The sequence below is a fragment of the Acinetobacter sp. YH12201 genome (assembly GCF_013418145.1).
Classification (GTDB): Bacteria; Pseudomonadota; Gammaproteobacteria; order Pseudomonadales; family Moraxellaceae; genus Acinetobacter.
In genome coordinates, this window is sequence record NZ_VPCP01000003.1 from 69,322 (window position 1) to 95,733 (window position 26,412).

The 26,412-nt window shown below is 43.3% G+C and carries 28 protein-coding genes and 1 pseudogene; 16 read left to right on the top strand and 13 right to left on the bottom strand.

What is annotated here, in order from left to right; all coding sequences use genetic code 11:
• The first annotated feature begins 861 nt into the window (after positions 1-861).
• Positions 862-1,071: a cold-shock protein gene (locus tag FTU91_RS01520; protein WP_086195804.1), complete on the top strand. Its 210-nt coding sequence runs from the start codon at positions 862-864 to the stop codon at positions 1,069-1,071.
• A gap of 180 nt (positions 1,072-1,251) precedes the next feature.
• Here the strand turns inward: FTU91_RS01520 and hemW are convergent, their stop codons facing one another.
• Positions 1,252-2,406, bottom strand: a complete 1,155-nt coding sequence (gene hemW, locus FTU91_RS01525) for a radical SAM family heme chaperone HemW (RefSeq protein ID WP_180080536.1) — start codon at positions 2,404-2,406, stop codon at positions 1,252-1,254.
• A gap of 127 nt (positions 2,407-2,533) precedes the next feature.
• Here hemW and FTU91_RS01530 point away from each other — a divergent pair, with 127 nt between their 5' ends.
• From FTU91_RS01530 to FTU91_RS01545, 4 genes are all read left to right on the top strand, one after another.
• Positions 2,534-2,995, top strand: coding sequence for a DMT family transporter (locus FTU91_RS01530; RefSeq protein ID WP_180080539.1), 462 nt, complete (start codon positions 2,534-2,536; stop codon positions 2,993-2,995).
• Between the two features lie 36 nt (positions 2,996-3,031).
• On the top strand, positions 3,032-4,387 hold the full coding sequence (locus FTU91_RS01535; RefSeq protein ID WP_320159616.1) for an MATE family efflux transporter: 1,356 nt from the start codon (positions 3,032-3,034) through the stop codon (positions 4,385-4,387).
• A 224-nt stretch (positions 4,388-4,611) separates the two neighbouring features.
• Positions 4,612-5,910 (top strand): AarF/ABC1/UbiB kinase family protein, encoded by a 1,299-nt coding sequence (locus tag FTU91_RS01540; RefSeq protein WP_180080542.1) that lies wholly within the window; start codon positions 4,612-4,614, stop codon positions 5,908-5,910.
• A 107-nt stretch (positions 5,911-6,017) separates the two neighbouring features.
• Positions 6,018-6,272, top strand: coding sequence for a type B 50S ribosomal protein L31 (locus FTU91_RS01545; protein WP_166168663.1), 255 nt, complete (start codon positions 6,018-6,020; stop codon positions 6,270-6,272).
• A 108-nt stretch (positions 6,273-6,380) separates the two neighbouring features.
• Here the strand turns inward: FTU91_RS01545 and crcB are convergent, their stop codons facing one another.
• Complete coding sequence (gene crcB / locus FTU91_RS01550) at positions 6,381-6,761, bottom strand: fluoride efflux transporter CrcB (protein WP_180080545.1); 381 nt, start codon at positions 6,759-6,761, stop codon at positions 6,381-6,383.
• Between the two features lie 153 nt (positions 6,762-6,914).
• Here crcB and FTU91_RS01555 point away from each other — a divergent pair, with 153 nt between their 5' ends.
• Entirely contained in the window at positions 6,915-7,247 is a 333-nt protein-coding gene (locus FTU91_RS01555; RefSeq protein ID WP_180080549.1) for a HopJ type III effector protein, read from the top strand.
• A gap of 144 nt (positions 7,248-7,391) precedes the next feature.
• On the opposite strand, the gene FTU91_RS01560 is transcribed toward FTU91_RS01555, so the two are convergent.
• Positions 7,392-7,799, bottom strand: a complete 408-nt coding sequence (locus FTU91_RS01560) for a protease inhibitor I42 family protein (protein ID WP_180080552.1) — start codon at positions 7,797-7,799, stop codon at positions 7,392-7,394.
• Positions 7,800-7,834: 35 nt separating this feature from the next.
• Complete coding sequence (locus FTU91_RS01565) at positions 7,835-8,395, bottom strand: hypothetical protein (RefSeq protein ID WP_180080555.1); 561 nt, start codon at positions 8,393-8,395, stop codon at positions 7,835-7,837.
• 172 nt (positions 8,396-8,567) lie between these two features.
• On the opposite strand from FTU91_RS01565, the gene FTU91_RS01570 reads away from it, so the two are divergent.
• The gene (locus tag FTU91_RS01570; protein WP_180080617.1) at positions 8,568-9,188 is read left to right on the top strand and encodes a class I SAM-dependent methyltransferase; all 621 of its coding nucleotides are present in this window, start codon (positions 8,568-8,570) and stop codon (positions 9,186-9,188) included.
• A gap of 115 nt (positions 9,189-9,303) precedes the next feature.
• On the opposite strand, the gene FTU91_RS01575 is transcribed toward FTU91_RS01570, so the two are convergent.
• Positions 9,304-9,771 carry a Holliday junction resolvase-like protein gene (locus FTU91_RS01575; RefSeq protein WP_131273068.1) on the bottom strand — a complete coding sequence of 156 codons (468 nt, stop codon included), beginning with the start codon at positions 9,769-9,771 and terminating at the stop codon, positions 9,304-9,306.
• 119 nt (positions 9,772-9,890) lie between these two features.
• Here FTU91_RS01575 and FTU91_RS01580 point away from each other — a divergent pair, with 119 nt between their 5' ends.
• The 4 genes from FTU91_RS01580 (at position 9,891) to FTU91_RS01595 (ending at position 13,057) form a co-directional block, all read left to right on the top strand.
• On the top strand, positions 9,891-10,535 hold the full coding sequence (locus FTU91_RS01580; RefSeq protein WP_180080558.1) for a ParA family protein: 645 nt from the start codon (positions 9,891-9,893) through the stop codon (positions 10,533-10,535).
• Between the two features lie 130 nt (positions 10,536-10,665).
• Positions 10,666-11,793 (top strand): AI-2E family transporter, encoded by a 1,128-nt coding sequence (locus FTU91_RS01585; RefSeq protein ID WP_300046833.1) that lies wholly within the window; start codon positions 10,666-10,668, stop codon positions 11,791-11,793.
• A 115-nt stretch (positions 11,794-11,908) separates the two neighbouring features.
• Positions 11,909-12,457 (top strand): superoxide dismutase [Cu-Zn] SodC, encoded by a 549-nt coding sequence (gene sodC, locus FTU91_RS01590; protein ID WP_257221634.1) that lies wholly within the window; start codon positions 11,909-11,911, stop codon positions 12,455-12,457.
• Positions 12,458-12,751: 294 nt separating this feature from the next.
• Positions 12,752-13,057 (top strand): DUF3817 domain-containing protein, encoded by a 306-nt coding sequence (locus FTU91_RS01595; protein WP_131273072.1) that lies wholly within the window; start codon positions 12,752-12,754, stop codon positions 13,055-13,057.
• Positions 13,058-13,217: 160 nt separating this feature from the next.
• On the opposite strand, the gene FTU91_RS01600 is transcribed toward FTU91_RS01595, so the two are convergent.
• The 4 genes from FTU91_RS01600 to FTU91_RS01615 form a co-directional block, all read right to left on the bottom strand.
• Positions 13,218-14,447, bottom strand: a complete 1,230-nt coding sequence (locus FTU91_RS01600) for an MFS transporter (RefSeq protein ID WP_180080565.1) — start codon at positions 14,445-14,447, stop codon at positions 13,218-13,220.
• Positions 14,448-14,707: 260 nt separating this feature from the next.
• Entirely contained in the window at positions 14,708-15,790 is a 1,083-nt protein-coding gene (locus tag FTU91_RS01605; protein ID WP_180080568.1) for a hypothetical protein, read from the bottom strand.
• 87 nt (positions 15,791-15,877) lie between these two features.
• A complete protein-coding gene (locus tag FTU91_RS01610) occupies positions 15,878-16,258 on the bottom strand; it encodes a hypothetical protein (protein WP_092820157.1) in 381 nt (126 codons plus the stop codon).
• Between the two features lie 111 nt (positions 16,259-16,369).
• Positions 16,370-17,779, bottom strand: a complete 1,410-nt coding sequence (locus FTU91_RS01615) for an FAD-binding oxidoreductase (RefSeq protein ID WP_180080571.1) — start codon at positions 17,777-17,779, stop codon at positions 16,370-16,372.
• Positions 17,780-18,134: 355 nt separating this feature from the next.
• Between FTU91_RS01615 and serA the strand changes: the two genes are divergently transcribed.
• Entirely contained in the window at positions 18,135-19,367 is a 1,233-nt protein-coding gene (gene serA / locus FTU91_RS01620) for a phosphoglycerate dehydrogenase (RefSeq protein WP_180080574.1), read from the top strand.
• Between the two features lie 405 nt (positions 19,368-19,772).
• Complete coding sequence (locus tag FTU91_RS01625) at positions 19,773-20,648, top strand: DMT family transporter (RefSeq protein ID WP_180080577.1); 876 nt, start codon at positions 19,773-19,775, stop codon at positions 20,646-20,648.
• Positions 20,649-20,702: 54 nt separating this feature from the next.
• Here FTU91_RS01625 and FTU91_RS01630 read toward each other — a convergent pair whose 3' ends face one another.
• From FTU91_RS01630 to truB, 3 genes are all read right to left on the bottom strand, one after another.
• Positions 20,703-21,161, bottom strand: coding sequence for a hemerythrin domain-containing protein (locus tag FTU91_RS01630; protein ID WP_180080590.1), 459 nt, complete (start codon positions 21,159-21,161; stop codon positions 20,703-20,705).
• A 157-nt stretch (positions 21,162-21,318) separates the two neighbouring features.
• Entirely contained in the window at positions 21,319-22,086 is a 768-nt protein-coding gene (locus FTU91_RS01635; protein ID WP_180080593.1) for a TSUP family transporter, read from the bottom strand.
• Positions 22,087-22,102: 16 nt separating this feature from the next.
• Positions 22,103-23,011, bottom strand: coding sequence for a tRNA pseudouridine(55) synthase TruB (truB, locus tag FTU91_RS01640; protein ID WP_180080596.1), 909 nt, complete (start codon positions 23,009-23,011; stop codon positions 22,103-22,105).
• A 147-nt stretch (positions 23,012-23,158) separates the two neighbouring features.
• On the opposite strand from truB, the gene FTU91_RS01645 reads away from it, so the two are divergent.
• The 3 genes and pseudogenes from FTU91_RS01645 to FTU91_RS01655 all read left to right on the top strand — a co-directional run.
• Positions 23,159-24,190, top strand: a complete 1,032-nt coding sequence (locus tag FTU91_RS01645; RefSeq protein WP_180080599.1) for a lipase secretion chaperone — start codon at positions 23,159-23,161, stop codon at positions 24,188-24,190.
• Positions 24,191-24,279: 89 nt separating this feature from the next.
• Positions 24,280-25,263, top strand: a complete 984-nt coding sequence (locus FTU91_RS01650; RefSeq protein ID WP_180080602.1) for a triacylglycerol lipase — start codon at positions 24,280-24,282, stop codon at positions 25,261-25,263.
• Between the two features lie 185 nt (positions 25,264-25,448).
• Positions 25,449-26,285 (top strand): annotated as a pseudogene (locus FTU91_RS01655) (esterase/lipase family protein); the annotation flags it as partial.
• Positions 26,286-26,315: 30 nt separating this feature from the next.
• Here FTU91_RS01655 and FTU91_RS01660 read toward each other — a convergent pair.
• A partial coding sequence (locus FTU91_RS01660; RefSeq protein ID WP_180080608.1) for a transposase domain-containing protein occupies positions 26,316-26,412 on the bottom strand: 97 nt, incomplete at its 5' end.

Here is a 26,412-nt window from a genome sequence, read left to right on the forward strand (position 1 = left end):
CAGCTAATGAGCATGACGCAATGGCAAAGAAAAACCCCGGCAGGATGCCGGGGTTTTCGTATGGGTTGATTAAGCATGACTCCTGTCTTGCCTCACAGCCCTGGTGTTTGAACGTATTATTGTTGTTTTCTGTTCCGGAATATCCTGTTCCTGTATGACTTGATCTAAAGAAAAAAGAACGGCTGTTCCAATCCGCAAAATCCCTAAATCAATGTACGTCAGAGCGTACAAAGCTAAGCGTTTTCCCTATCGAGTAAACTTGATGCCGGTGTTTATTTCCTCCCTGAGTATTCTCCTCGGCTCTTCGATTTAAATATTGTTTCATCGGCGGGCAAGTAGCCGTATGCCCGCAGTTCAACGAAGGTAAATATATCTTTTCTGCCCCCATTCAGTTAATTACCCTTCGCCTACAGAAAATCGCCCCTGTTTAAATCGCTTTTGAGATGTGGATATGGTTGCACAATATGTAGCAAACGTTTCTTTTCACTTGCCTATTGGCATAACTTACTGCAGAACAGGAAACAATGCTGAGCCAAAACCAGCAATCAATAGAAAAACAAGCATCTTGGTTTTAAAAATAAGTAATTGAATAAATTTAATTTATTTAATATCTGGCTTATTTAACGCTCATTTTTATAAGAAAAAATTATAATACATATAAAAAACTTGAATATTTATTTATTTCATGTATGATTAACTCAACTAGAAAAAATCTTGTTTAGTAAATCTTCTTTAAGTATCGCAGTTTTAGTCATAATCCTTCGTTTTTTTCAGATCTTAAGCTCAATTCATTATTATTTTCAAAGTTATTATCAGTCATTTAAGATGGCTAAAAATTATTAAAATTCGATAGGTTATATTATGTCTAATACAGTTAACGGTACAGTAAAATGGTTTAACGAAACTAAAGGTTTCGGTTTCATTCAACAAGAATCTGGTCCAGATGTGTTTGCTCATTTCAGTGAAATTGCAAATTCTGGCTTTAAAACATTGTTTGAAGGTCAGCATGTATCATTCAGTATTGCGCAAGGTCAAAAAGGCCCGAATGCTGTGAATATTGTTGCTTTATAATAAGTAACATCGATAAAAAAGCACTTTGATAGTGCTTTTTTTGTTTTTAGCATTCAGACAAAGCTGCATAGAAAACTGAAAACTTCACTCTACCTTCTATGCAGTTGAATGGAAATTTAATCGCCCATATCTCCGGCTTCTGTATTGCATCCGAACATCAACTGAGGGATTAATTGCAAGTCACAGAAATTCTTCCAGTACCGAATTTAAAAAACCATGCCCCTGCGTGGTACATGCAAGACGCTGCGGATCAGTAACCATTAACTTACGTGAACGTAATGAAGTTAAAAGCTCATGCAAATTTTCTAAATTCAAACCTGTACGCTCGGCATACAGTTTGGCATCAACACCCTGATTTAACCGTAGCGCATTCATCATAAATTCAAACGGCATGTCTTCATCTTCTATGCGTTTAAACTGCAAATGCTCAGCCGGTACTTTGGCCAGATAATCCTTGGGCAAGCGGGTTTTCTGGAAACGGTACACACCATCGGGTCGAGTCACTTTGCCATGCGCCCCTGCCCCAATCGCCAGATAATCGCCAAACTGCCAGTAATTTAAATTATGCGCAGAGGGTTTTTCCTTACGCCAGGCTGAAACTTCATAGTTCACAAAACCATTGGCCTTTAGGTAGGCTTCACCCTGTTCCTGAATATCTTCCAGCACATCCTCAACGGGTAAAACCGGCTGGGTACGGAAAAATACTGTATTCGGTTCAATGGTCAATTGATACCACGACACATGCGTGGCACCATTTTCCACAGCCAGTTTTAAATCAAGCAACGCCTGTTCTAGCGTTTGTTCTGGCAAGCCATGCATCAAGTCGACATTGATACGTTCAAAGCCTGCTTCACGGGCCAAATGAATGGCATTAATCGCATCATCATTGCTGTGAATACGCCCTAATTTTTTCAGCTGATCGCTATTAAAACTCTGCACACCAATGGAAAGACGGTTGATTCCTGCTGCCAAATAACCTGCAAAGGGGTCATGCTCCACTGTTCCCGGATTGGCTTCCAGAGTAATTTCACAGCCATCTTCAAAAGGAATTAAGCTTTTTAACTGGCTAAATAGCCATTGATAACCCTTTGCAGAAATCAGTGACGGCGTGCCTCCACCAATAAACACGCTATGAATCTGACGCCCCTGGGCAAAGTCGACCTGGGTTTTAAAGTCTTCGACCAAAGCCTGTAAATATTGCTGTTCCAGATCCAAGGACAGTTTTCCATCCGGTACGGCATGCGAGTTAAAGTCACAGTACGGACACTTACGCACACACCACGGCATATGAATGTATAAAGATAAAGGAACCAGTGCAGGATTTAATTCGGCCAAGGAACAAGCTCAAAATATATAAGACAGGAAGATAAATATATTAACATGACTGCATCAGGACACTGATAAAATCTCACAAGGAATATCAGTACACTAGGAAAAACTATTGAAGAATTAAATTGTTAGAATGATGAAAATATCTGCTCAGTTATTGTTATTCATTCCCATGACCCTGGGGATTGGTATCGCGCTTACTTTTCAAACGGCTATCAACAGCCAGTTGAGAGAATATTTAAATTCACCTTTACAAGCCGCCCTTTTATCTTTTCTGGTTGGTACAATACTGCTGGCCATATTGGTGTTTTTTCAGCCGGTAGGAAAACCGGGTTTTGCCACGTTTGTGCAACTGCCATGGTATTTATGGTTGGGTGGATTTCTTGGGGTATATGCCATTAGCCTCAGTATTTATGCTGCGCCCAAACTTGGTTTTCTCACTCTGTCCGGTTTGATTATTTTTGGTCAACTGGTCACTTCAATGATTCTGGATCATTTTGGTTTACTGGGCACAGAAAAAACACCGGTGAACTGGCAACGTCTGTTAGGTGGCGTAGTGATTTTTATTGGTGTGCTTCTCACTTTACAACGCTAACCCCTCATTATTCTAAGCACATGATGAGTAATTTTTGTGTCAAATGTCTCGTCGATTACAACGACCCGTTATGAATTAAAACAGCTCTTTCATTTGATGATTCCGATTCTGGTCACTCAATTTTCCCAGGCCGGTTTGGGACTGATTGATACCATTATGGCCGGACATCTTTCTCCGGTAGATCTTGCCGCGATTGCTGTCGGGGTAGGCTTATGGATTCCAGTCATGCTGCTGTTTAGCGGCATCATGATTGCCACCACTCCTTTGGTTGCAGAAGCCAACGGCGCACGTACGCCGGAAAAAATTGCCAGTATTGCACGGCAATCGCTGTGGATCGCGCTGATTCTGGGCATCATCGCTGCACTGATTTTACAGATCATGCCATTTTTATTGCCTGTTTTAGGCGTACCAGAAGTCTTGCTGCCCAAAGCCAGTTTGTTCCTGCATGCTATTGGTCTAGGTATGCCCGCTGTGACCATGTATGCAGCGCTGCGTGGCTATTCGGAAGCGCTGGGGCATCCACGTCCCGTGACGGCGATTAGCCTGATTGCATTAATGGTTCTGGTTCCGCTTAACTTTATTTTTATGCATGGCTGGGGACCAATTCCGGAGTTAGGTTCAGCCGGTTGTGGTTTTGCCACGGCGATTTTGCAATGGCTGATGTTTATTGCACTCGCAACCTATGTATTAAAAGCTTCGGCCTATAAAAAAACACAGCCCTTTGCCACATTTGAAAAAATCAATCCGGACTGGATCAAGCGTATTTTAAGACTCGGTTTCCCGATTGGCCTGGCCATCTTTTTTGAAGTGAGCCTGTTCAGCACGGCTGCGATTGTGCTCAGCCCCTTGGGCGAAACCTTGGTGGCCGCGCATCAGATTGCCATGTCCGTGACCTCACAATTATTTATGATTCCAATGTCACTGGCCATTGCGCTGACCATTCGTGTGGGCACCTATTATGGGGAAAAAAACTGGCAGGCAATGCATAAAGTGCAATATCTGGGTCTGGCCACCGGCACTGTTTTTGCCTTCGCTACCATGGCACTGATCTGGTTTTTCCGGCCAGAAATTGTGTCAATTTACACCTCAGATTACGAGGTCACTCAGGTCGCGCTATATCTGCTGCTGTTTGCCATGGCCTATCAGCTGATGGATGCCTGGCAAGTCAGTGCGGCAGGTTGCCTGCGAGGCATGCAGGACACCAAAGGTCCGATGTGGATCACCATGATTGCCTATTGGGTCATTGCCTTCCCGGTCGGGATTTATCTAGCGCGTTTTACCCAAATGCAGGCAGCGGGTGTCTGGGTCGGCTTGATTGTCGGTTTAAGTGTAGCCTGTATCTTGTTATTAACCCGTTTATACAAAATCAACCATCGCCTGAAAATGCCTTAAAAATTACATAGACCCATCCCTTTTCATGGGAAAAGGGATGAGATCAATACAGCATAAATAGAAAAATAATCCACAATATTTCAGTTATTTAGCCACTCAAAAACGTTCTGTTTTTTGATAATCTCACTGTAAAAGTGCAGCTTTTAACAATTTCAAGTAGGCAATATCCTGTTTAACGCCTATGATCATTAAAAACCATCTATGATGATGCTGAGGAATATCGCATGGCAAAAACGGCTAGGACCCCCGGTCGTCGCTTTATGAAACTTGCCAGTATGACGGCGAGTATTGCAACTAAAACCGTATCAAACTCGATTAAAAACTTTAATGCCGATGAAGAACAAAAAAATGCTTCGCGCACTAAACTTTTTCAGGATATCGGCATTCAGATTGCGGACACCCTGGGCGAAATGAAAGGTGCGGTGATGAAAGTAGGGCAAATTGCTTCACAATACAAAGACATCTTCCCACCAGAAGTGGCCCGTGCCATTAGCAAGTTACAGCGCCAAGCCCCAGCCATGCCTTTTGCTGAAATTAAAGCGCAAGTTGAAAAAGAACTGGGTAAACCGCTCCTGAAAATCTTTAAAAGTTTTGATGAACAGCCTTTTGCTGCTGCGTCTATTGGGCAGGTGCATAAAGCCATCTTGCCGAACGGTCAGCAGGTCGTGGTCAAAGTGCAATATCCGGGCGTGGATGAAGCCTGTGAAAGTGACCTGAAACAGGTGCGTCTGGCCTTGCGCTTAATGGGTGTACTGAAAATTGACCGCAAGTTGCAAGATCAGCTGTTTAAGGAAATTCAGGACAGTCTGGATAATGAGCTGAACTATGAGATTGAGGCGCAAAACTTAGAAGTCGCACGTACATTTCATCAAACATTAGACAATAAAATTATTATTCCTCAAGTCTATAGCGACTATTCTTCGCGTCATATTCTGACTTTAAGCCTGGAACAGGGCGAAAGCATCGAAACGGCCAGTACCTGGTCTCAAGATACCCGTAATGAACTGGGTCGCCGCCTACTCCGTGCCATTGGTCAGGAAATTTTCTATCTGAAACGTTTCCACTGTGACCCGCATCCGGGCAACTTTGCCTTTCGTGAAGATGGGACGGTGATTATTTACGACTATGGCGGTGTCAAAACCCTGTCTACTGAAATTGTCTCGAATTTCAAGACCCTGATTAATGCCGCCCGTGAAGGCAATATTACCGAAATGGAACAGAAGCTGGATGACCTGCATTCCATCACCACGCAAGGCAAGTTTCCTGAAGATCTATATCGCCAGTGGCTGGAAGTGTTGATGCGTCCGCTGATCACCCATTACGATTTTGCCGAAAACTCTGCCCATCATGATGGCGTCGAACTGCTGAAACCGTCATTAAAATATTGGGATGTGTTTAAGCCTTCACCGGATACCTTAATGGTTAACCGCACGGTTTCCGGACATTACTGGAATTTAATTCATTTAAAAGTGAATGATAACCTGAATGATTTATTTGAGGAGCTGGTGCCTCCTCGAGTCTGATCAAGCCACACCCACCCGGTTCACCCATAGTGCCCGGGTTTTATTTGACTCGATAATTGTTATGTTATAACATTTCTTTAAATTTAAAATATACGATGGAGAAATGTATGCGTCCAGATATCCACCCCGACTATCAACAGGTACTGTTCCACGATACCAATGCAGATGTCTATTTTGTTATTGGCAGCACGTTAAAACCGACTCAGACCCGTGAATATGAAGGTCAGACTTATCCTTATGTGACTCTGGATATTTCCAGTGCCTCGCATCCTTTTTATACCGGTGAACAACGTCAAACCAGCAATGAAGGCCGTGTAGCAAGCTTTAATAAACGTTTCGCACGTTTCAAACGCTCACATTAACTTCATACTGTTTTAAGATTTCAAGGTTAATCTTAAGACTTGAAAAGCCCAAGCCATCTCCTCCAGCTTGGGCTTCTTTTTTTCTGATATGACAAAAATTTTGAGCTGTTATCGACTCTGCAATAAACCCTGAAACAGGTAAAAACCGAGCGCCAACACAATAATTCCTGTAATCACGCTGGAAATGGCATAGCCTAAAGCCAGTGCAATCTGTCCATGCTTGAGCAGTTGAAAAGTTTCTAAACCAAAACTGGAAAAAGTGGTAAAGCCGCCCAAAATACCGACCATCAGAAACAGGCGTGCTTCATTTTGCAAAACAGGAAATTTCTGGCTATAGGCAAAGAAAATACCGGCAAGCAGACAGCCACAAATATTGATCCACCATGTCGTCCATGGAAATCCGCTCGTGGGTTTAAATAGCAATATCCCTGCCCCATAGCGCAAACTTGCGCCCACCGCTCCCCCTAAAGCCACCAATAGCCAATTCATATCCGTTCCATTTTTATCAAATCAAAGATCAGGACTGTGTAAATTCTGGGTCCACTATACCCTACAAATGAACTGAAATAGTAATGAAATGCTGCTCTAAAAATTGTTATAGTCGCGATGTTTTTAAACTGTTTTCTATGAATTGAGGAAATTATGGCTCAGGATTTATTGGCACAGCTTCAGGCAGGTGAAATCAAATTTGCAGACGTGATTGCATATATTGATGCCCGTTATCAGCATACCCCGACAGCATTTCAAAACGGCAAACAGGCCAATGCTGCAACCGAAAACCAAGGCAGTGCCAAAGTATTTTCTTTTGCCCAACTTAATGGTCTAGATCAGCCACAAACGCTCAGTTTATTTGCTGAACATTATGCAGCGGTATTAGCGACCCCTGAAGCCACAGACCACCAGAACATTCGCCAGTTTATGCAAAATGGCTGGGATGGCATTCAGTTTGATGGTCAGGCATTAACAGCGAAATAAGTTATTTATATATATTTTAGAATATAAAAGGCCGGCTTTAATCAAGCGGGCCTTTTACTCCTCCCTTAGAAAAAGGGAGGTCGGGAGAGATTTAGAAAATCAATAAATATCCCTTTTCATAAAAGTAATCTAAAAAAAATTAAATTAGGAAATTCTGACCCGACAACGCCACTCATCAACCGGATTCTGTTCCCATGATCGACCATGTTTCACGTGAATCCATTCTTCACCGGGTTGCAGTGCAGTAAATATAAACTGTCTTTGTCCACCCCTACCCACCATCGGCGACTGGCTTTCCACTTGATCTTGCCGATAAATTTCTTCGACTTTTAAGATGTTCTGCGGCTCGGCCACTTGCCAGATATAACCTGTAGTCGGATTCTCGGGCAACGTTAATTCCAGGGTTTGCCCCACACTCATTTCCAGCAAAGCTGGACATTGCTGCTTTAAGGAATAGACATGAGTTTTGCCATCAACCGTTGGACTCAAGCTACTACACCCCAGCATGCCCAATCCCATTATTGCGGCAAAACATAACCCTAAAGCTTTCATCAACTTACTCTTAACCCTCTTCTTAGGGAAACGAATTATCCTTTAACCCGTTCAATCCATTCAATTGAACTGACACGGAACAGTTCACACGCGCCATCACCCGTATCGGTTGGGGTTAAAGATGAAGTCCAGACCAGATTTTTGTCTTTAATTTCTACCAGCTCGCCTTTCAGACGTACCAAATCACCACGTTTGACATGTTTAATCTGTTTGGCAATTTGAGGGTTGGCAGGAATGATGTGCATATTCGACACCATCTGCATGGCCTGCTCGGCAGGAACGGGTAAGCGGTCAATCTTCCAGTTTAAATAACGGTCATATTGGTTGACCGAAATATGACGCGCAATTTCAGGTTCGGCAAACAGCCCCCAACTTACCGCATAGTCAATCGGCGAAAACTTGGCCTGTTCATCACTGGTATAGGTTTTCGAGCCTAAAATACGGAAATCCCCTTTAAAGGCTTGCAGCGTTCTGATGGACTGTTGTTTAGATACCGGAGCCAGACCTTTGGCAATATTATAGTCAACAGAGGCACTGGCACTCACTTGCAACATGCTCACTGCAAATAAAGTACTGAATAATATTGACCTGATCATCTTTATGCCCCTAACAAATTTATTGATTTCTAAATTAATTTTAAGTCAGTCACCTTAAATAACTATATGGACTTGGTAACAATATAGATATGTTCAGTCACTTTTTGTCTTATTCCCTGAACAGAAGATTGGTTAAACTAAAATGATATAAAGTAAGAAAAATTAAGTGACAATGATTTATAAATTTTACCAGCAACACATTTTTCCGCATTTGCTTAATCAGGTAATGCAAACACCCAGCCTCATGGATCAGCGTCGCGAACTGCTACTCCCCATTGCAGGCGAAGTGCTGGAAATTGGCTTTGGTACCGGGGTGAATCTGCCTTTTTATCAAAATGTCGATACGCTCTACGCACTGGAACCGAATGCCGATATTTATCAGCTGGCGATTAAACGTGTGCACGAAAGTGCCATTCATGTGCAGCACGTTCAGGCCAGTGCAGAAAAGCTGCCTTTTGCCGACAATAGTATCGATAATATCGTCAGTACCTGGACACTTTGCAGTATTGAACATCTGGATCAGGCCTTGGCAGAATTGCATCGCGTGCTCAAGCCTGGCGGAACCTTGCATCTGGTCGAACATGTACTGTCTGACCGCCCGGCACTGCAACATCTGCAAAACCTGCTGACGCCCGTTCAAAAACGCCTTGCCGATGGCTGCCATCTGAACCGCAATATTGAACAGGCCTTGCTGGATGCACATTTCAGCTTTACAGAAAAACATTATCTGGAGGCGGCTGGCATTCCAAGCATTGCCCAGCGTATGTTGTTTGCACGCGCTCAAAAACAATAGGCTTCTTTCATCAATCATTTTCAATGACTGCAAGTTTTTCAAATTGAATATTGTTTGACTTATCAAAGATCACTAATGATGTTGAATTCAAACTCGTGCCGTCATCATCACGGTGTTAATCATCAAAGTCGATGCGCACCGTTTCAAAACGTACCCGCCCTTCCCGAACGGCCTGGGCAATCGCCTGTTGCCCCTTGGTCAGGCGTGCACCGCCACTTTTAATGTCAATCAGTACCACCTCGATATCTTCGGGACTTCCTTCACCATCCCGCAGGTCGGTATAGCCATCGAAAACCACATAATCCACCGGATCGCCCAGAAATTTGGCATCACTAGGTAAATACTGAAACTGAGGCATAATCGGCGCCAACTGCTCTGCCATCTTGCCTTTTAGCACTGCACGACTGGTATTGACGCTGCGTTTTTGCGCATGGGCCAAAGCCTGCTGATGCTCCAGTTCCAATTCCGCAATGTACTGCTCATACTCTGCCTTGACGCGTCCATTACGGGTGTTGCTTAAAATCATGGTGGTGAGCACCACGCCAATACACGCACCAATCAGCATTGCCATCCAAATGGACATTCTTTTTCCTTAATTGCAAAAATTACCGCTACTTATATCTTTAGACTTTTGTCATGAGTCATCTTCATCACATCAAACAATGATATGCTAGGACTGAGCAGAATAAAATCGTTAGGGTCATGAAAACTATCTTAATTGCCAATCAAAAAGGGGGATGCGGGAAAACTGTTACCGCAATTAGTCTTGCTAGCGCTTTGGCACAAAAGGGATATAAAGTTGCACTTGCCGATGCAGATAACCAGAAATCGGCCTTGCAGTGGCTGAAACAGCGTCCGGAAAATGCAGCTCCCATTCAAAGCCTGGACTGGCGTCAGGAAAAATCGATTGGTGAGGTGCCTAAAAATATCGAATATCTGATTGTGGATGCACCTGGAGCCCTGTCTGGCGAACATGCCGAACAGCTGATCAGTGAAGCCCATGCCATTATTACGCCATTGCAGCCTTCTTTCTTTGATATAGAAAGTACCCGCCGTTTTCTGAAGCATTTAAAAGACATTAAGCGTATCCGCAAAGGCAAGGTGCAAATTTTACTGTTGGCCAACCGGATGAAAGCAAACAGTGCCAGCTCCAAAGATATTCAGGATTTCTTCCAAAAAATTGAACAGCAGCCGGTGGCCTGGATTTCCGAACGGGCGGCCTATGCCCAGCTTGCCATGCATGGACTGAGTGTTTTTGATAAAACGCAAAAAAACTATTTGTCCATGCAAGCGCAATGGCAACCGCTGTTAAATGCCATTATTGATGATCCCAGTGCCTGGTTTTAATTGCATTGAATGGCGCAGTCCAAGCTTTGGCATGGAAATGTTCAATAAATATTCATCACAACTTACCCAGCTCTCGTTTTCGGGAGCTTTTTTTTCGGTTAAGATGATCTCCGAACTTAGGAAGTAGTCAGTGAATTCAGTGCAACATTACGCGCCCACATTACAAAAGGTTTTATTATTTGGACTGTTTTTTGTCCTGATGTATTTGAGTTTTCATGTGCTCAAATATTTTATTGTACCTGTGGTTTGGGCGGCAATTATTGCCTATGTCACCTGGCCGCTGTACCAGTCGGTATTGCGCATGTGTGGACAGCGTCCTACGCTGAGCGCCACAGTAATGATTCTTTCTGTCGTTTTAGTCCTGGGTTTACCGATTATTTTTGCGATCTTCATGTTGCAACATGAAGGCCGAAACCTGTATTACGAATTACAAAAACAGGTCTTTTCCGGTCACCTGAACGTTCCTGACTTTATCCGGCAGTTACCTTTTATTGGCAAAGAAATTTCACGTACCTTAAGAGAGATTAATCAGGACCCGAACAGCATTATCCAGTCCGTCTCGATCTGGATTCAAGGTCATTTAAATTACGGAAAAGCGGTACTGAACGAAGTCAGCAAGAACATGATCAAGCTCTGCTTTGCTGTGCTGTCGTTATTTTTCTTCTACCGTGATGGTCACACCATTTTACATCAGGTCAGCAAAGCTCTGGAAATGGTGATTGGTCCGCGTATCCACCATTACCTGGACACGATTTCAGAAACCACACGTGCCGTAGTTTACGGTGTAGGACTGACTGCCATTGCCCAATCGGTTCTGGCAGGCATCAGCTATTTTGTAGCCGATGTGCCTAACCCGATGGTGCTGACCATTATTACCTTCCTGCTGGCACTGATTCCTTTTGGACCTCCGGTTGCCTATACCTCTGTTTCGCTATGGTTATTTTCTCAGGGACACACCATTGAAGCGATCGGGGTAATGGTATGGGGCGTATGTGTTGTCAGTACCGCAGATAACGTGATCCGTCCACTGGTGATTTCAGGGGCTACCCAGATTCCGTTCTTGCTGATTATGTTTGGCGTGCTGGGTGGGCTGGCCAGCTTCGGCATGGTGGGATTGTTTGTCGGTCCGGTCATACTGGCGGTATTACTGGCGATCTGGCGGGAATGGCTGCATGAAACCAATGAAACTGAAGGCTTAATGATGCCTAAGGCCACCCTTGCCCATGATATTGATGATGAAACCCATCATCCTGATTAAGCTGAAAAGTCCAGGTTAAGAAACTTATACATTCCACTACTTAAATCACGTGGTCTTGCATCCACGACTTTGTTTCAATGGTGCCAATTATAAAAAAGTCAGGATGCTTCCAGTCATGAAAATACCATTTAAACCCCTTGCAATTGCCACCCTGGGGGCAATATTTTTGGCTGGTTGCGCCAGCCCCCAGCCTATAGATGAACATAAAGCGCAACATGTCACGGTCAATGCCGTCACTGCACAAGGCATAGGCAATAAAATCGGGACAGTAGAATTACTCGATAGCCCTTCTGGTCTGGTCATCAATACCGATTTACGTGATCTGCCACCCGGCCCTCACGGCTTCCATATTCATGAAAAAGGTTTGTGTGGCCCGGCAGAAAAAGATGGCAAAATGGGCGCTGCCCTTGCCGCTGGCGGTCATTTCAACCCCAACCAGGCGCCACATCACGGTACACCCCTCACCGGACATCTGGGAGATTTACCCCTCATTACAGTGGATGCTTCAGGAAAATCTCAGGAAAAACTGGTGGCCCCGCGTTTAAAACTGGCCGATGTTCAAGGCCTGGCGATTATGGTGCATGCGGGTGGTGACAACTATGCCGATGAGCCCAAAGCTTTAGGCGGTGGTGGAGACCGGATTGCCTGTGGTGTGATTCAATAATTTGTCCATAAAACCATAAAATAAAAAAGCAGGCAGAGTGCCTGCTTTTTTATGATGACCTCACAATCAGAGATCGTATCGAGTCACGGGGTGAATAACTTCACAGCTCTACGGATAAAGCAGGCTATATTCACACTAATCGAGCTTTAGAAAAAGCCTGAACTGGCTGAAAGACCGGTTTCAACACGTGATTATAAGCATTTGATAAGTTATTAAAATATATCGAGCTTTTATTCACCATTGCGGCAATATTCGGTACACTCAGGGTTCATTCTCATAGATTTAAGCATGACCATGAATATTCAAACTTTACGTGTTGTCGGTCTTTTAGAAGGACTTTCCTTTCTCCTGCTTTTGTTTATCGCCATGCCAATGAAATATATGCTGGATAATCCAATTCTGGTGAAATATGTCGGTATGGGACACGGCGTACTGTTTATCCTGTTTTTAATTGTTTTGTTTGTTGTGTGCGAAAAACAGAAATGGTCGCTTCAGATGTTTATTTTGGGGTTGATTGCATCCATTTTACCGTTTGGCACTTTTGTTTTCGATCGCAAGTTAAAGGCTGTTGCGCAGCCGATTGCCGAGTCCAAGCTATAGTTTCTGATTAAAGGGCTATGTCCTTTTTCAGCAAATAATAATATTCCCTCTCCTTCTAGGAGAGGGTTAGGGAGAGGTCATTTTACAATCTAAATACACCCTCATCCCTTGAGGAATATATTCCTCATCTCCTATTAAGAAGAGAGAACAAATAGAGTGGCTAAAACTGTCCCTGCTTCACCCGTTCTTTTAAAATCTGCTTGAGCATCGCTCGCGGAAAACTGAACCACAGTGCAATTAAAATAAAACACGCCACGCTATAGGCCAAATAGTGGTAGTGTTCATACATCACCCGAACCAATTCAATAATGATAAAAAAACTGAACATCAACAGCATCGAAACGGCTGCTGCCACTGTACCTTTGGATACTTCCGATGACATCAGCGCAAAACGGTACAGCACCGAAAAGCTGATCCCTTCACCAAAGCTGATGAGCGTCATGCCTGCAATGAGGCACCAGATCAGATAATTTGGCCAAATCACCCCAACCAGTAAAATTACGGTGCCGAGCAGCATAATCGGCAAGCCCATCAGCACCGATCTGCCCAAAGCCAGTTTGTCGATAATTTTAATCAGCACCACATTACCGACAATCAATCCGCCCAATACCGGAAATTGTGCCAAACCATATTGCATGCTGCTAAAACCCAGTTCTTCCACCAGCATGACCGGTGACAGTGCAATCCAGAGCATCAACGGCATACTGACCATCGGCAAGGCCAAGGTCATGGCCAGAAAACGTCTGTTTTTATAAACCTGTTTAAAGTCATCCAGAATATAACCGAATGGCTGTTTTGGTAGGCTGACTTTGTTCTCGGGCATTTTGGCTTTCAGTCCAAACCAGCTTAAAAAGGCTAATGACGCGATGCCTATAAAGCCCCAATGCCATGACACATGGTCAATCAGGAATGCACCCACCACTGGCCCAAGTAATGGTGCAAGCAGGGAAATGTTTGCCATCAGTGCCATGACTTTAATCGCGTCACGTTCTGCAAAAGTTTCCTGAATAGCAGCATAACCGACGGCAGAAATGACGGTTAAACCTATGCCTTGTAAAAAGCGCAGCGCCAAAAAGCTTTCAATATTTTTCGTTAATAAAATCAGCAAGCAGCACAGTACAAAGAACAGTACGCCTGCAAGCAGCACTTTTTTACGTCCCAAACGGTCGGACAATGGGCCGAGCAACCAGGCCACACATGCCCCACCCAGCAGGTAAAACGACATGGAAGATGGTGCCCATGAACTGCTGACGCCAAAGTCTTTGGTAATGGCGAGCATGGCAGGCTGCACCAGGTCGTTGCCGATATAGACGGAAAATTCAAACAGCACCAAGGCCAATGGAAACATCAGCGTGGCACGGTTTAAGGTTGCGGTTTGAACGTTTTGCATTGTTTTTCTACATGTATTTTAGGCTTGTAGGGCTACGCACTATTTTTAGGGAGAGAAGCGTCAGCCCAATGCCAAGCATTGAGTGTTTAAATTAAAGTTTGGGAAATGCACTTGCTTATAAGTGACTTAAAACACCGTATTCACAAGGTATTTAAATAAAAAAATTCGTGAGAATAGTTGATCTCAAACAACTACACCTACTGGGTTGAGTAGGTGTAGTTTAGCAAAGACAGGTTAAATCGTCGATTAAGCTTTAAAATTCAGCTAAGATTTTGTTTTACTTTCAGAGATTCTGCCAAAACTTTATTTGCTTCGGCTATTAACTTGACTTGTTCAATTGAAACATCATTGGAATTTTTAGTATTTGATGAGTAATTATAAAGTTCCTGTCCGAAGAAGCGATCCGCTAGACTTTTACGTAACTCAAGTCGATCTTCATCTTTAAACTCACGTGCATATAAAGGGAATGAAGCGAGTTCAGTACCTAGTATTTTCGCTTTATAGGCTACTTTTCGATGTTTAGAAGATTCTCTTGTTAAATACCAAGCAGGGGTGGTTAAACTAAAAAGCATCAATGTTTTTAACAGACTATCCCAGCCAAAAGGAATATGAATATAAGAGCTATCTCTTAAATGATTCCAATTTTGAATTGATAAATTTAGGAATCCTACTAGTAGAAATGCACCTATTATAGCGAAAATTAATAATGCCCAATTTCTATATTTATCAGCTAATCCTATTTCATCATCATAAATTTCATTATAAAGTTTCTTAATACGAAAATTACTATCTTCATCAATTATCTGATTGTAAGCTTCATTCTTACTTTTTAAATCTTGAATTATTTTATTTGCTTCATTTTGAGCTCTAATTACAACCGCATTAGTTTGTTCAATATTTTTTCTTTGATTATTTAACTCCTCAAACTTAGAATTTAAATCTTGGAATTTATTTTCTATATTTAACGAATAACTTATGAAACTTAATTTTTTCTGAATTTCCTTTTCAGCTTCCTCTTCTTCTTCTTTCCAGGATATTGAAGGTGTCTCAGATACTTTTTGAAGTTCATCTAATATGTTTCTAGAAAATATATCTATCTTATCTAAATATTTCTGGTCATTTTTGCTGGAATATAATTTTAAATAATTGAGTAAACTCTCTAAGTTTTCACTTTTTAAAGGAAAAAAATATTTCCAATCGTTATCTATATTATTAAATAATTTTAATAGCCCATGTAGACTTGGATATTTAGAAAAATCATTTACGAAAAGTTCATTTTCCAATTTATTTAAATATAAATACACATTTTCAATTATTCTTGAAATTTTTTTAATTTCTTCCATATTTCCCCAAACGCAAAAAAGCGCATCAATCGATACGCTTTTTATGAAGCAAAACAGCCTAATTTTCAACCATAAATCAAAGATTTATTAAGGGCATTTCGCTTTCTGAAAAGACTTGGTATTTTTCCCACGCAGGCATTGATACGACTTCTCTGTATCCACCTTCTTCCAGTCCCCATCCACCAATTTAAAACTATACACCGTACGCATTGAACGAACTGAATCATCCATTAAACCGGTTTCGGTCACTTTGACCTGTGCAGCAGTTGGTGACTCTACACTGTTAAAAAACTGACGAATCTCCACTGTTGCCGAACCCTTACGCAAATCAGGTCTTTCTTTTAACACTTGTTGCAAAGGCGTATCGGACGAACCAATATTCACTTTAGAGGCCAATTTTTTAGTTGTTGCACAACCCGTCGTGATTAAGCCCAAACAAATTATAGAGGTCGATAATAAACGTAACATTGGGAAATCTCCCCCATAAAAAAAAGACATTGCATCTATGATGCCATGCCTTTTTTTCGTACTCGATAACAGTTATGTAGTCATCGGCGCATAGAACTTACAGGTTAAATATTAAAGATCGAACAGTTTACCCGGGTTCATAATGCCGTTTGGATCGAATACCTGTTTCAAGGCTTTCATGTAGCCAATTTCTTCTTCAGAACGGGTGTAGTTGAGGTAAGGTTTTTTAGTCATACCAACACCGTGTTCCGCAGAAATCGAACCGTCATATTTTTTCACGGTATCGAATACATATTTATTCACTACCTGACATTTGGCAAAGAATTCATCTTTAGACAGGTTCTCTGGTTTCAAGATGTTCAAGTGCAAGTTACCGTCACCAATATGACCGAACCAGCAAATTTCAAAGTCAGGGTAATTATCCGCAACAATCGCATCAATTTCTTTAATAAATGCAGGAACATGCGTAATGAGTACGGAAATGTCATTTTTGTATGGTGTGAATGGTGCGATTGATTCAGAGATATCTTCACGCAAACGCCATAAGCTGTGTAGCTGTTCCAGGCTCTGGCTCATTACGCCATCCAGCACCCAACCCTGTTCCATGCAATGCTCAAAAATTTCCATCGCCTTGTCCATGATTGGCTCAAATGGCGCTTCAAATTCAAGCAATACATAGAATGGACATTCCGTTTCAAACGGACGTTGTACATGACCATGATCCAGCACTTTTTGCATCGCAAGTTCACCAAAGAACTCAAATGCAGTTAAATCAATTTTTGCCTGGAATGCGTGAAGTACAGGCATCACGGCTTCAAAGTCAGGTACACCCAGTATCATCACTTGCAGGTCTTGCGGTTGACGCTCCAGCTTGATTTCAGCTTCAGTCACCAGACCAAGCGTACCTTCACCACCAATGAACAAATGTTGTAATGCATAACCGGTCGCATTCTTGATCATGCCCTTGTTCAGACGCAGGATATCACCCTTACCGGTCACAACGGTCAGACCCAGCACCCAGTTACGGGTCATGCCGTATTTAATCACTTTAATACCGCCGGCATTGGTGCCGATGTTACCGCCAATTTGCGATGAACCTGAAGACGCGAAATCCACCGGATAATACATGCCCTGTTCTTCGGCATAGTTTTGTAACTGTTCAGTCACCACACCCGCTTGTACACGCACCATACGGTCTGCCGGGAAGAATTCCAGAATCTGGTTCATCTTGTCCATGCTGACCACAATTTCACCGTTGGCTGCTACTGCACCGGCCGATAAACCGGTACGCCCGCCCGACGGTGTGATGGCAATATTGTGTTCATTGGCAAATTTAACAATCGCCTGCACCTGTTCCGTACTTGATGGAAAAACAATGACTGATGGGTTTGGATCGAAATGCTTGGTGTAGTCTTTGCCCCAGGCATCGAGACTAGCAGCATCAGTTTTAATGCGGTTTTCACCCACAATGGCTGTCAATTGGGTTAATAACTCAGGTGTTAAAGCGACTGGAGCATTCATCGTTTGCAGACCTAGCAAGAAATATACAAGTGGTGGACGGTCTATAGAGCATTCTTTGCAAAGAGATTTACAAAAAAATCATGTCTTAGACTGGGTGTGAGCATAAAATCAACAATATAACTGTGATCGATTTCACTACTCGACATTATAAGACATTTTTTACTGAAACCTGGTGAAAATAAGCATTTTGACAATCTAGGCTTAAAAATTACAGCTTTAGTTAGACCAAAATCTGTAGTTCCTGGCATATGTATGGCAAAAATACCTATAGTCTCCGTCATAAAGGAAATGTATATAGACCCTTCTCGTATGTTATCATATCGCGACTAAATTTGGCCTTTGTAGCGGAGCCGTAATGAGCCAACATCTTTCACTGCCTAAAGATAAAATTCGTTTCTTGTTGTTAGAAGGCGTTCATCAAAACGCAATCGACACTTTAAATGCTGCTGGATACACCAACATCGATTACCGTAAAACTGCGCTTGAGGGTGAAGCGTTGAAAGAAGCGGTAAAAGATGCCCACTTCATTGGTATTCGTTCACGTACTCAACTGACTGAAGAAGTATTCGAAGCAGCCAACAAGCTGATCGCTGTTGGCTGTTTTTGTATCGGTACCAACCAGGTGAACCTGGATGCAGCAATGCGTCGCGGTATTCCAGTATTTAACGCACCATATTCAAATACCCGTTCAGTAGCTGAACTGGTACTTGCTGAAGCTATTTTATTGCTTCGTGGCGTACCTGCTAAATCTGCTTCTACTCACCGTGGTGGCTGGAACAAGTCTGCAGTAGGTTCGTATGAAACTCGTGGTAAAACTTTAGGTATTGTCGGTTACGGCTCAATCGGTTCTCAACTTTCAGTTCTTGCTGAAAGCATGGGTATGAATGTCATTTATTATGACGCAGTAACCAAACTTCCTATGGGTAACGCACGCCAGGTCGGTACGATGGGCGAGTTGCTTGCAAATGCTGACGTAGTATCTCTACACGTTCCAGACGTTCCATCTACGCGTAACTTCATGGGCAAAGAACAGTTTGCTCAAATGAAAGAAGGTTCAATCTTCATCAATGCTGCACGTGGTACATGTGTAGTGATTGAAGACCTTGCGGATGCCATCAAAGCTGGTCACATTGCAGGTGCTGCAGTTGACGTATTCCCTAAAGAGCCTAAAGCCAACGGTGAAGAATTTGTTTCTCCACTTCGTGGCCTGGACAACGTGATCTTGACACCTCACGTGGGCGGTTCAACCATGGAAGCGCAAGCGAACATCGGTTTAGAGGTTGCAGAGAAATTTGTTGCTTACTCAGATAAAGGTATGACCTTGTCTGCGGTGAACTTCCCTGAAATCGCGTTGCCATTGACTGAAGGTAAACACCGTTTACTGCACATTCATAAAAACATTCCAGGCGTGCTGTCTAAAATCAACAACCTGTTTGCTGAACACGGCATCAACATCTCTGGTCAGTCTTTAATGACTAAAGGTGATGTCGGTTACCTGGTGATGGACGTTGATGCAACTGCGTCTAAAGAAGCACTCGATACGCTTCACGAAGTTGAAGGCACAATCCGCGTTCGCGTATTGTTCTAATTCAATTTTATTTAAAAAACCACAGCATTCATGCTGTGGTTTTTTATTTTTCCAGATTTTTAAAATCTGGCGTTTTGCCTATCTCATGCTGTACGAACAATCAGATCGAATTAAGTGTCAGCCAATTTTCAAAATTGCCCCTGCTGTACAGACCGTACTGATCATGCTCATTACCCTGATTAGAAAGCCAGGAACCAAACTGCAAAACCATTAAAAAATGGATTATTTAAATTCAAATTCATAAAACCATCCTGCATCTACCGATTATTTTAAATTTAAAGTTTTGAATTTTAAATTATGAATTTAAATTTTCCTCCAGTAAAAACTTAAAAATTCAGCATGAACCGCTATACTGTGCGCACCCATAACATGGTTAATTAACTTGACCATCCAACTGCGTGTCTCATGCCAAATTCTCAACTTATTGCCGTAGTGTTCATGGTTCTGTCCATGATCTCCTATCAAATTAGTGCATCTTTCGCCAAACAGCTGTTCATGGTGCTCGATCCCCTGACCGTGACGATTTTGCGCTTGTGTTTTGCCGCGGTGATTGTCTGCATCATGTTTCGTTCATGGCACATCTTAAAGCGTCTGTCTTTTTTGAAATGGCGTGACTTATTGTGCTATAGCGCAGCACTTGGGTTCATGAATATCCTGTTCTACATGTCCTTGGGCAAGCTGCCTCAAGGCATTGCGGTGGGTCTGGAATTCATCGGCCCTTTAGGACTGGCCCTGCTGTCGATTAAGCAGCGTAGTGATTATCTTTGGGTCGGACTGGCCATTTTAGGCATTGCCCTGATGGTGCCTTGGGGACAGGCTCAAAGTGAACAATTTTCGCTGATCGGTGCTGCATGTGCCTTGGCAGCGGGGCTGTGCTGGGCTTTTTATATTTATTTTGGTCAAAAGGTGGTGCAGCAGAATATTGGTATGCATGCCTTAACCATTGCCATCAGTTTGTCTGCTCTCAGCCTGTTACCGATTGGCTTATACAACAATGCTGCTGCATTGATTGAAACCCAGTACTGGGGCAAAGCCCTGGCAATCGCAATACTGGCCACTGCCATTCCTTATGCGCTTGATCTGCAAGCGTTGAAGCATTTAAGCAAACTGAGTTATGGCACCTTATCCAGCCTTTCTCCTGCTCTGGCTGCACTCACGGGACTGCTTTTGCTTGGAGAAAAAATAGGATGGCTACAGTGGATTGCCCTGCTGTGTGTCATGCTGGCATCGGTTGGCGTGACATTTAGAGCCAGTAAAACACCAAATCCTCAAAGCTCATAATCAGAAAACCTGGTAAAAAAGACGGCTACACGCCGTCTTTTTGTTTATATCGCTTTAAGTCAGACTGTCTTTATCTGCCTTTTTATACTTTTTATATTCAGCCAAATATTTCTTGGCTAGGCTTATCTTTTGCTGGTCTTCCAGAATTTTACCCGCCTGCTGGAAAAAACCATGCTCTTCCTCTTTTAAATGATGATGCACCTTTTCAGAAAGTTTCTTGGCTATCGCCAACCAACCATGATTGCTAAAATCGGTTTCGGTCAATTGCTCAAGTAATTCATCAATTTCATGGTGTTCCGCCAGGGCATGACGGGTAATACTCAGGCCAGAATCGGTCATCATTAAAGGAATATATAAATAACGATCCTCCGCAACGGCATGAGCAAACAGTTCATTTTTAAGCAGTTCAAACAGCTCACGACGTTCTTGGCTATTCCCCGAGGTCTGGATTAATTTTTCAGAAAGTTCTCTCTGGATTTCATGGCTTGCACGTAAAGCTTCGAAAATATTCATCTACACCACCCTTTTATTTGCTACAGCCGCTACACATTCAAAAGACTGCTTATCATTATTTTGAAGACATTCTGCTCATGATCTTAAAAGCGAATGACGCACATGTGGGTGACGAGATGAAGCAATTTGTATAAAAAATTTTAATATCGGGAATGATTTACGGAAAAAAGGTCTGATATCCCAAACGAACAATCAGGATGCTGACTAAAATTAAAAACAGAATACGGATAAAACCGCTGCCGTATTTCAAGGCAGCTCGCACACCGACTATTGAACCGACTACATTGGCGGCAGCCATCATCAGCCCCAAGCCAAACAGGACATGCCCCGTAGGGGCGAAAAAGCTCAGTGCCGCCAGATTGGTGGTTAAATTGGCCACCTTGGACAATGCCGAAGCATGCAAAAAGTCCGCTTGCAGATAACGGATAAAAAAGAAGATAAAAAAACTGCCGGTGCCCGGACCAAAAATGCCGTCATAAAAACCAATCACGAGGCTACCCGCAGCGGCCAGCAGCAAGATTTTCGGTGTCAGTTCCTGCCGTACATGCACTTGCCCAAACTGCTTTTTCATAAAGGTATAGATGGCAATCACAATCAGCATCACCAGCACAAAAGGACGCAGCACCTCTTTGGGAATCATGCTGACACAGGCCGCCCCGGCAAAAGAGCTGACAAAAGCACAGCTGGCTATAACCGCCAGCAGCTTCCAGCGCAGTTTGACCTGACGCACAAATGAATAGGCCGCCGATGCAGTACCGCAAATCGAGGACAGTTTGTTGGTGCCAAACACCGTCGCTGGCGACAGTTGCGGCATGGCATTCATAATGGCCGGAATTTGAATCAACCCGCCACCTCCTACTGCTGCATCAATCGCACCGGCAAAAAATGCAAAAAACAGAAGGCTTAAGACAATTTCAATTTCCATACATTTCTTTCAACAATTATTCGAGATTTAACACGCGTTTCGGAACCAGACGCTTACGGTCGGTAATTTCAGCCAGGCCTAAACATTTTTCGCCATCAAACACCAGCACCTGCGCTTCCGCGGCATGTTCAATATTGCTTTCCATACCACGGCTAAAATATTCTGCACGTCCTTCAGGCGCCTGAACTTTAGGAAAATGATCGACCGGTGCATAGGCTGGCAGCAACAAAGCCTCTCGCTGCTGTTCAGTCAGACTCTCCAGATATTCGATCGTATATTCAGGAATCAGGTCAAAATGACCGGTTTTAATCCGGTGCAAATAAGTCAGATGACCATATGTACCCAAGGCTTGGGCAATATCTTCGCCCAATACACGAATGTAGGTGCCTTTAGAACAGGTCACATCAAGGGTAATACTATTTTCAGTAAAAGAAAGTAATTCGATGGCATAAATATGAATCGGACGGGCTTCCCGTTCAATTTCTATCCCTTTACGCGCCAATTCATACAGCGGACGACCTTCTTTTTTCAGTGCCGAATACATCGGTGGCACTTGCTGAATATCGCCGACAAATTTTTCCAGAACCTGCTTTATCTGATCTTCCGTCAATGCAGGCACAGCCTGTTCCAGCAGCACCTCACCTTCGACATCACCGGTGGTGGTGCTGTGCCCCAAATGAATCGTGGTCTGGTAACGCTTGGTCGAATCGAGTAAATAATGGGAAAATTTGGTGGCCTCACCCAAACAGATGGGCAGTAAGCCTGAAGCCAGTGGATCCAGCGCTCCGGTATGTCCGGCCTTTTCTGCCCGATAGAGCCAGCGCACTTTTTGCAAGGCCGCATTTGAACTGATACCTAGAGGCTTATTCAGTAAAAATACGCCGCTGATATGACGGCGCTGAATTTTAGGTGAAGTCTTTTTCATAGTGAAAATCAATCAAGTTCAAACGGCTGCTATGTTAGCAACCGCTTGTCATTTTTTACAACTTTTCTACGTTTTATTCAGTTTTTTATGGCAAATTGAGTTCAATTTTAGAACCTTAATAAACAGAAAAAGAAGGTTGCATAGGAAATGCATAAACATCATAAATTATGGATTATTTTGGTGGTCATTTTGGTATGTCTAGGCGTGCTGTTATTTTGGCTCGCCCCTTCCCAGTCCACCGCAGAACGAACTGATGCCGTTCAAAACCTTAATGCACCACCTCCTACCTTAACCTCATCAATGCCTGCCCCCACAGACCAAAGTCGGGATTTCATCAGTCCTAGCCAGCAAGACACCGAAGTGAACTGTCAGTTAAGCCTGGACAATGCCAATCGCTTGATTGTGAATGAACAGACCCGCAACTGTTTTGAATATTTCATTACCCAGTATGGCGAAAAAGATCTCAAGCAAATCAAACATGATTTCAAAGCCTATATCCAGCAAAACTATAAAGAACCCGCTTTAGGACAAATTATTGATTTGTGGAACCGCTATATCAATTACCGGGAAAAACTGGGCGAGTTGCAGCCACCCAATATCGACAAGGAAGATCCCAAATATTATCAAAGCATTTTTGCCCATATGAAAAACCTGCGTAAACAGCTGTTCTCTGACTACGAAATTGAAGGCTTATTTGGCACTGAAGATACCTATCATGAATACACGCTCAACCGCATGACCGTTCTGGCAAACAAGAGCTTAACCGAAGCACAAAAAGCACAAAAATTAAAAGATCTTTTCAACCAGTTACCTGAAGACTGGAAAGAAAATCTCGAACAGCTCAATAAATTGGAAGACCTGCGTAAACTCACCGCGGATATTAAAGCGCGTGGCGGTTCAGCCGAAGATATTCATCAGATGCGCATGAATCTGGTCGGTCCTGAGGCGACGCAACGTCTAGAAGCCCTAGATAAGCAACGCAATGACTGGAAAGACAAGGTCAATCAGTATCTGGCTGAAAGGGACAGCATCATGAAAAGCGGCATGAGTGACGAGGCCAAGCAGCAAGCCGTACAAAAATTACGGACTCAGCACTTTAATAAACCCCAAGAACAACTACGAGTAGGGACTTTTGAAATCATCCATGATCAGGGAGGAAAATTACCATATACCGAGTAGCCTTAATGTCGTCTGATAAGGAGATGGGATGGATCCACTTATGGATGTACTGATATGAATAAAAACAAAAGGATGAAAGGGAAAAGTTAATGAAAACTTTAAAAAGTAAAAAAGCGCTAACGCTTGCTGTCATGATGACCCTCGTATGCGGTCTTACAGCTGAAACACAGGCAGCAAAAGGAATTTTGCAGATTCAAGAAACAGTCAAATCCGACTATGCCAAGACCCGGTATCCGATTGTCATGACCCATGGCTGGTTGGGCTGGTCACGCATCGGCGATGACAGTTTCAATATTGATTACTGGTATCAAATTTTGCCGGATATGGCACGCAATGGTTCGACTGTTTTTGCCGCACAGCTCTCCCCTGCCAATACCACCGAGTTCCGTGGTGAACAGCTGATTGCTCAAGTCGAAGAAGTGCTCGCAATTACGGGAAAAGATAAAGTGAACCTGATTGGTCACAGTCATGGCGGTCCAACTGTACAGTATGTCGCAGCCGTAGAACCGCAATATGTGGCATCAGTCACGGGCGTGGGCGGAACCTATCGTGGTTCTAAGGTCGCCGATGATATTCAGAGCAATAGCATTAGCCGCACTGCCTTCAATATTCTGGGACAATACATCATTGGGCCACTGATGACCTGGGCTCAAGCCAATCCGGACATTCCGGTAAGCTTTGATGCTTCAATGAAGTCTCTGACTGAAGTGGAATCGGCAAACTTTAATAAACGCTTCCCCACTGATGCTTTGGCTTCAGACTGTAACCAGAGCGGTGCAAAAGTCGATAAGGACATTTACTACTATTCCTGGGGCGGTACAGCTCAAACCACCAACCTGCTGGACATTGATAGCATCTTGATGCAGCTCGGTCCGCTGTCTTATGGCAACAAAGACAATGATGGCATGGTGGCGCGTTGCAGTTCTCATATCGGTCTAGTCATTCGTGACAACTACAACCTGAACCATACCGATCTGGCCAATATGATGTTTGGCCTCAAAGGCCTGTTTGCACCTGACCCGGTGGCCCTGTTTAGACAGCATGCCAACCGTTTAAAGTTACAAGGTTTATAATAACCAGCACATCCGGGATATTTTCCCTGATGTGCGCCTGGTTTAAAAATATTTTGTTACATCTATATATTTCACTGATCGAGAACTTATCGTTATTTCATTCTGCCTTATTCAATAATTAATATGACAATCTAAATTGTCTAAAAATAAAATCATCAAGAAAATATAAAAAATGAGGATTTTTTATGAAATATGGACTATTACTCGCCGGTCTAGTCACCAGCACGCTATTAGGTACGGCTCAGGCATCCAACACCTCACAGGTGACAGCGAAAGCGGTCTCAACCTATGCAAAAACCAAATACCCGATTGTTTTTAGTCATGGTATGGCAGGTTTCATTACCGTAGGTACAGACCAGTTTGGTCTTGATTACTGGTATCAGATTTTGCCCGACTTGGCACGAAACGGTGCCAATGTCTGGGCCACCCGTGTATCGCCATTTAATTCATCTGAAATTCGTGGCGAGCAACTGGTACAGCAAGTCGAAGAGATTCTGGCATTAACCGGCGCAGAAAAAGTCAATCTGATTGGTCACTCGCATGGTGGCCCAACAATTCGCTATGTGGGCGGAGCATTGCCAGACAAAGTTGCTTCCATGACAGGTGTAGGTGCGCCACATAAAGGCTCGCCTGTGGCAGACCTGATTTTATCTGCTGAAGGCACAGCGATCGAAGGCCCACTGGTAGGGGTCATCAATTTTGTTTCCAAAGCCATTACCTGGGCACAAGGGCTTGACCCGCAAAGCTTCCCACATGATTCACTTGCAGGCGGAACAAGCTTAACCCTTGCAGGCTCTGCACAGTTTAATGCCAAGTTCCCTATCGGCATGCCAAGCACAGCTTGTGGCGAAGGCAAGTTACTCGACCAGGGCATTTATAACTATTCCTTTACCTGTGTCGGGACAGTAACCAATTTGCTGGACCCTGATGGTGCCTTAAAAGTCACCAGTTTGCTGATTGATGGGGGCAAAGAAAATGATGGCCTGGTGTCGCGTTGCAGTGCCAAGTTTGGTAAAACCATCGTAAGCGTCCGCTGAATCCCATACCAATTTTTAATTCGATTCAGGTTTCCAGCAGTGCGGCAGCAATTCTTCAATTTGGGTCACTTTGTGTGTCGGCAGCTTTTTCAGCACATCACTTAAATAGGCA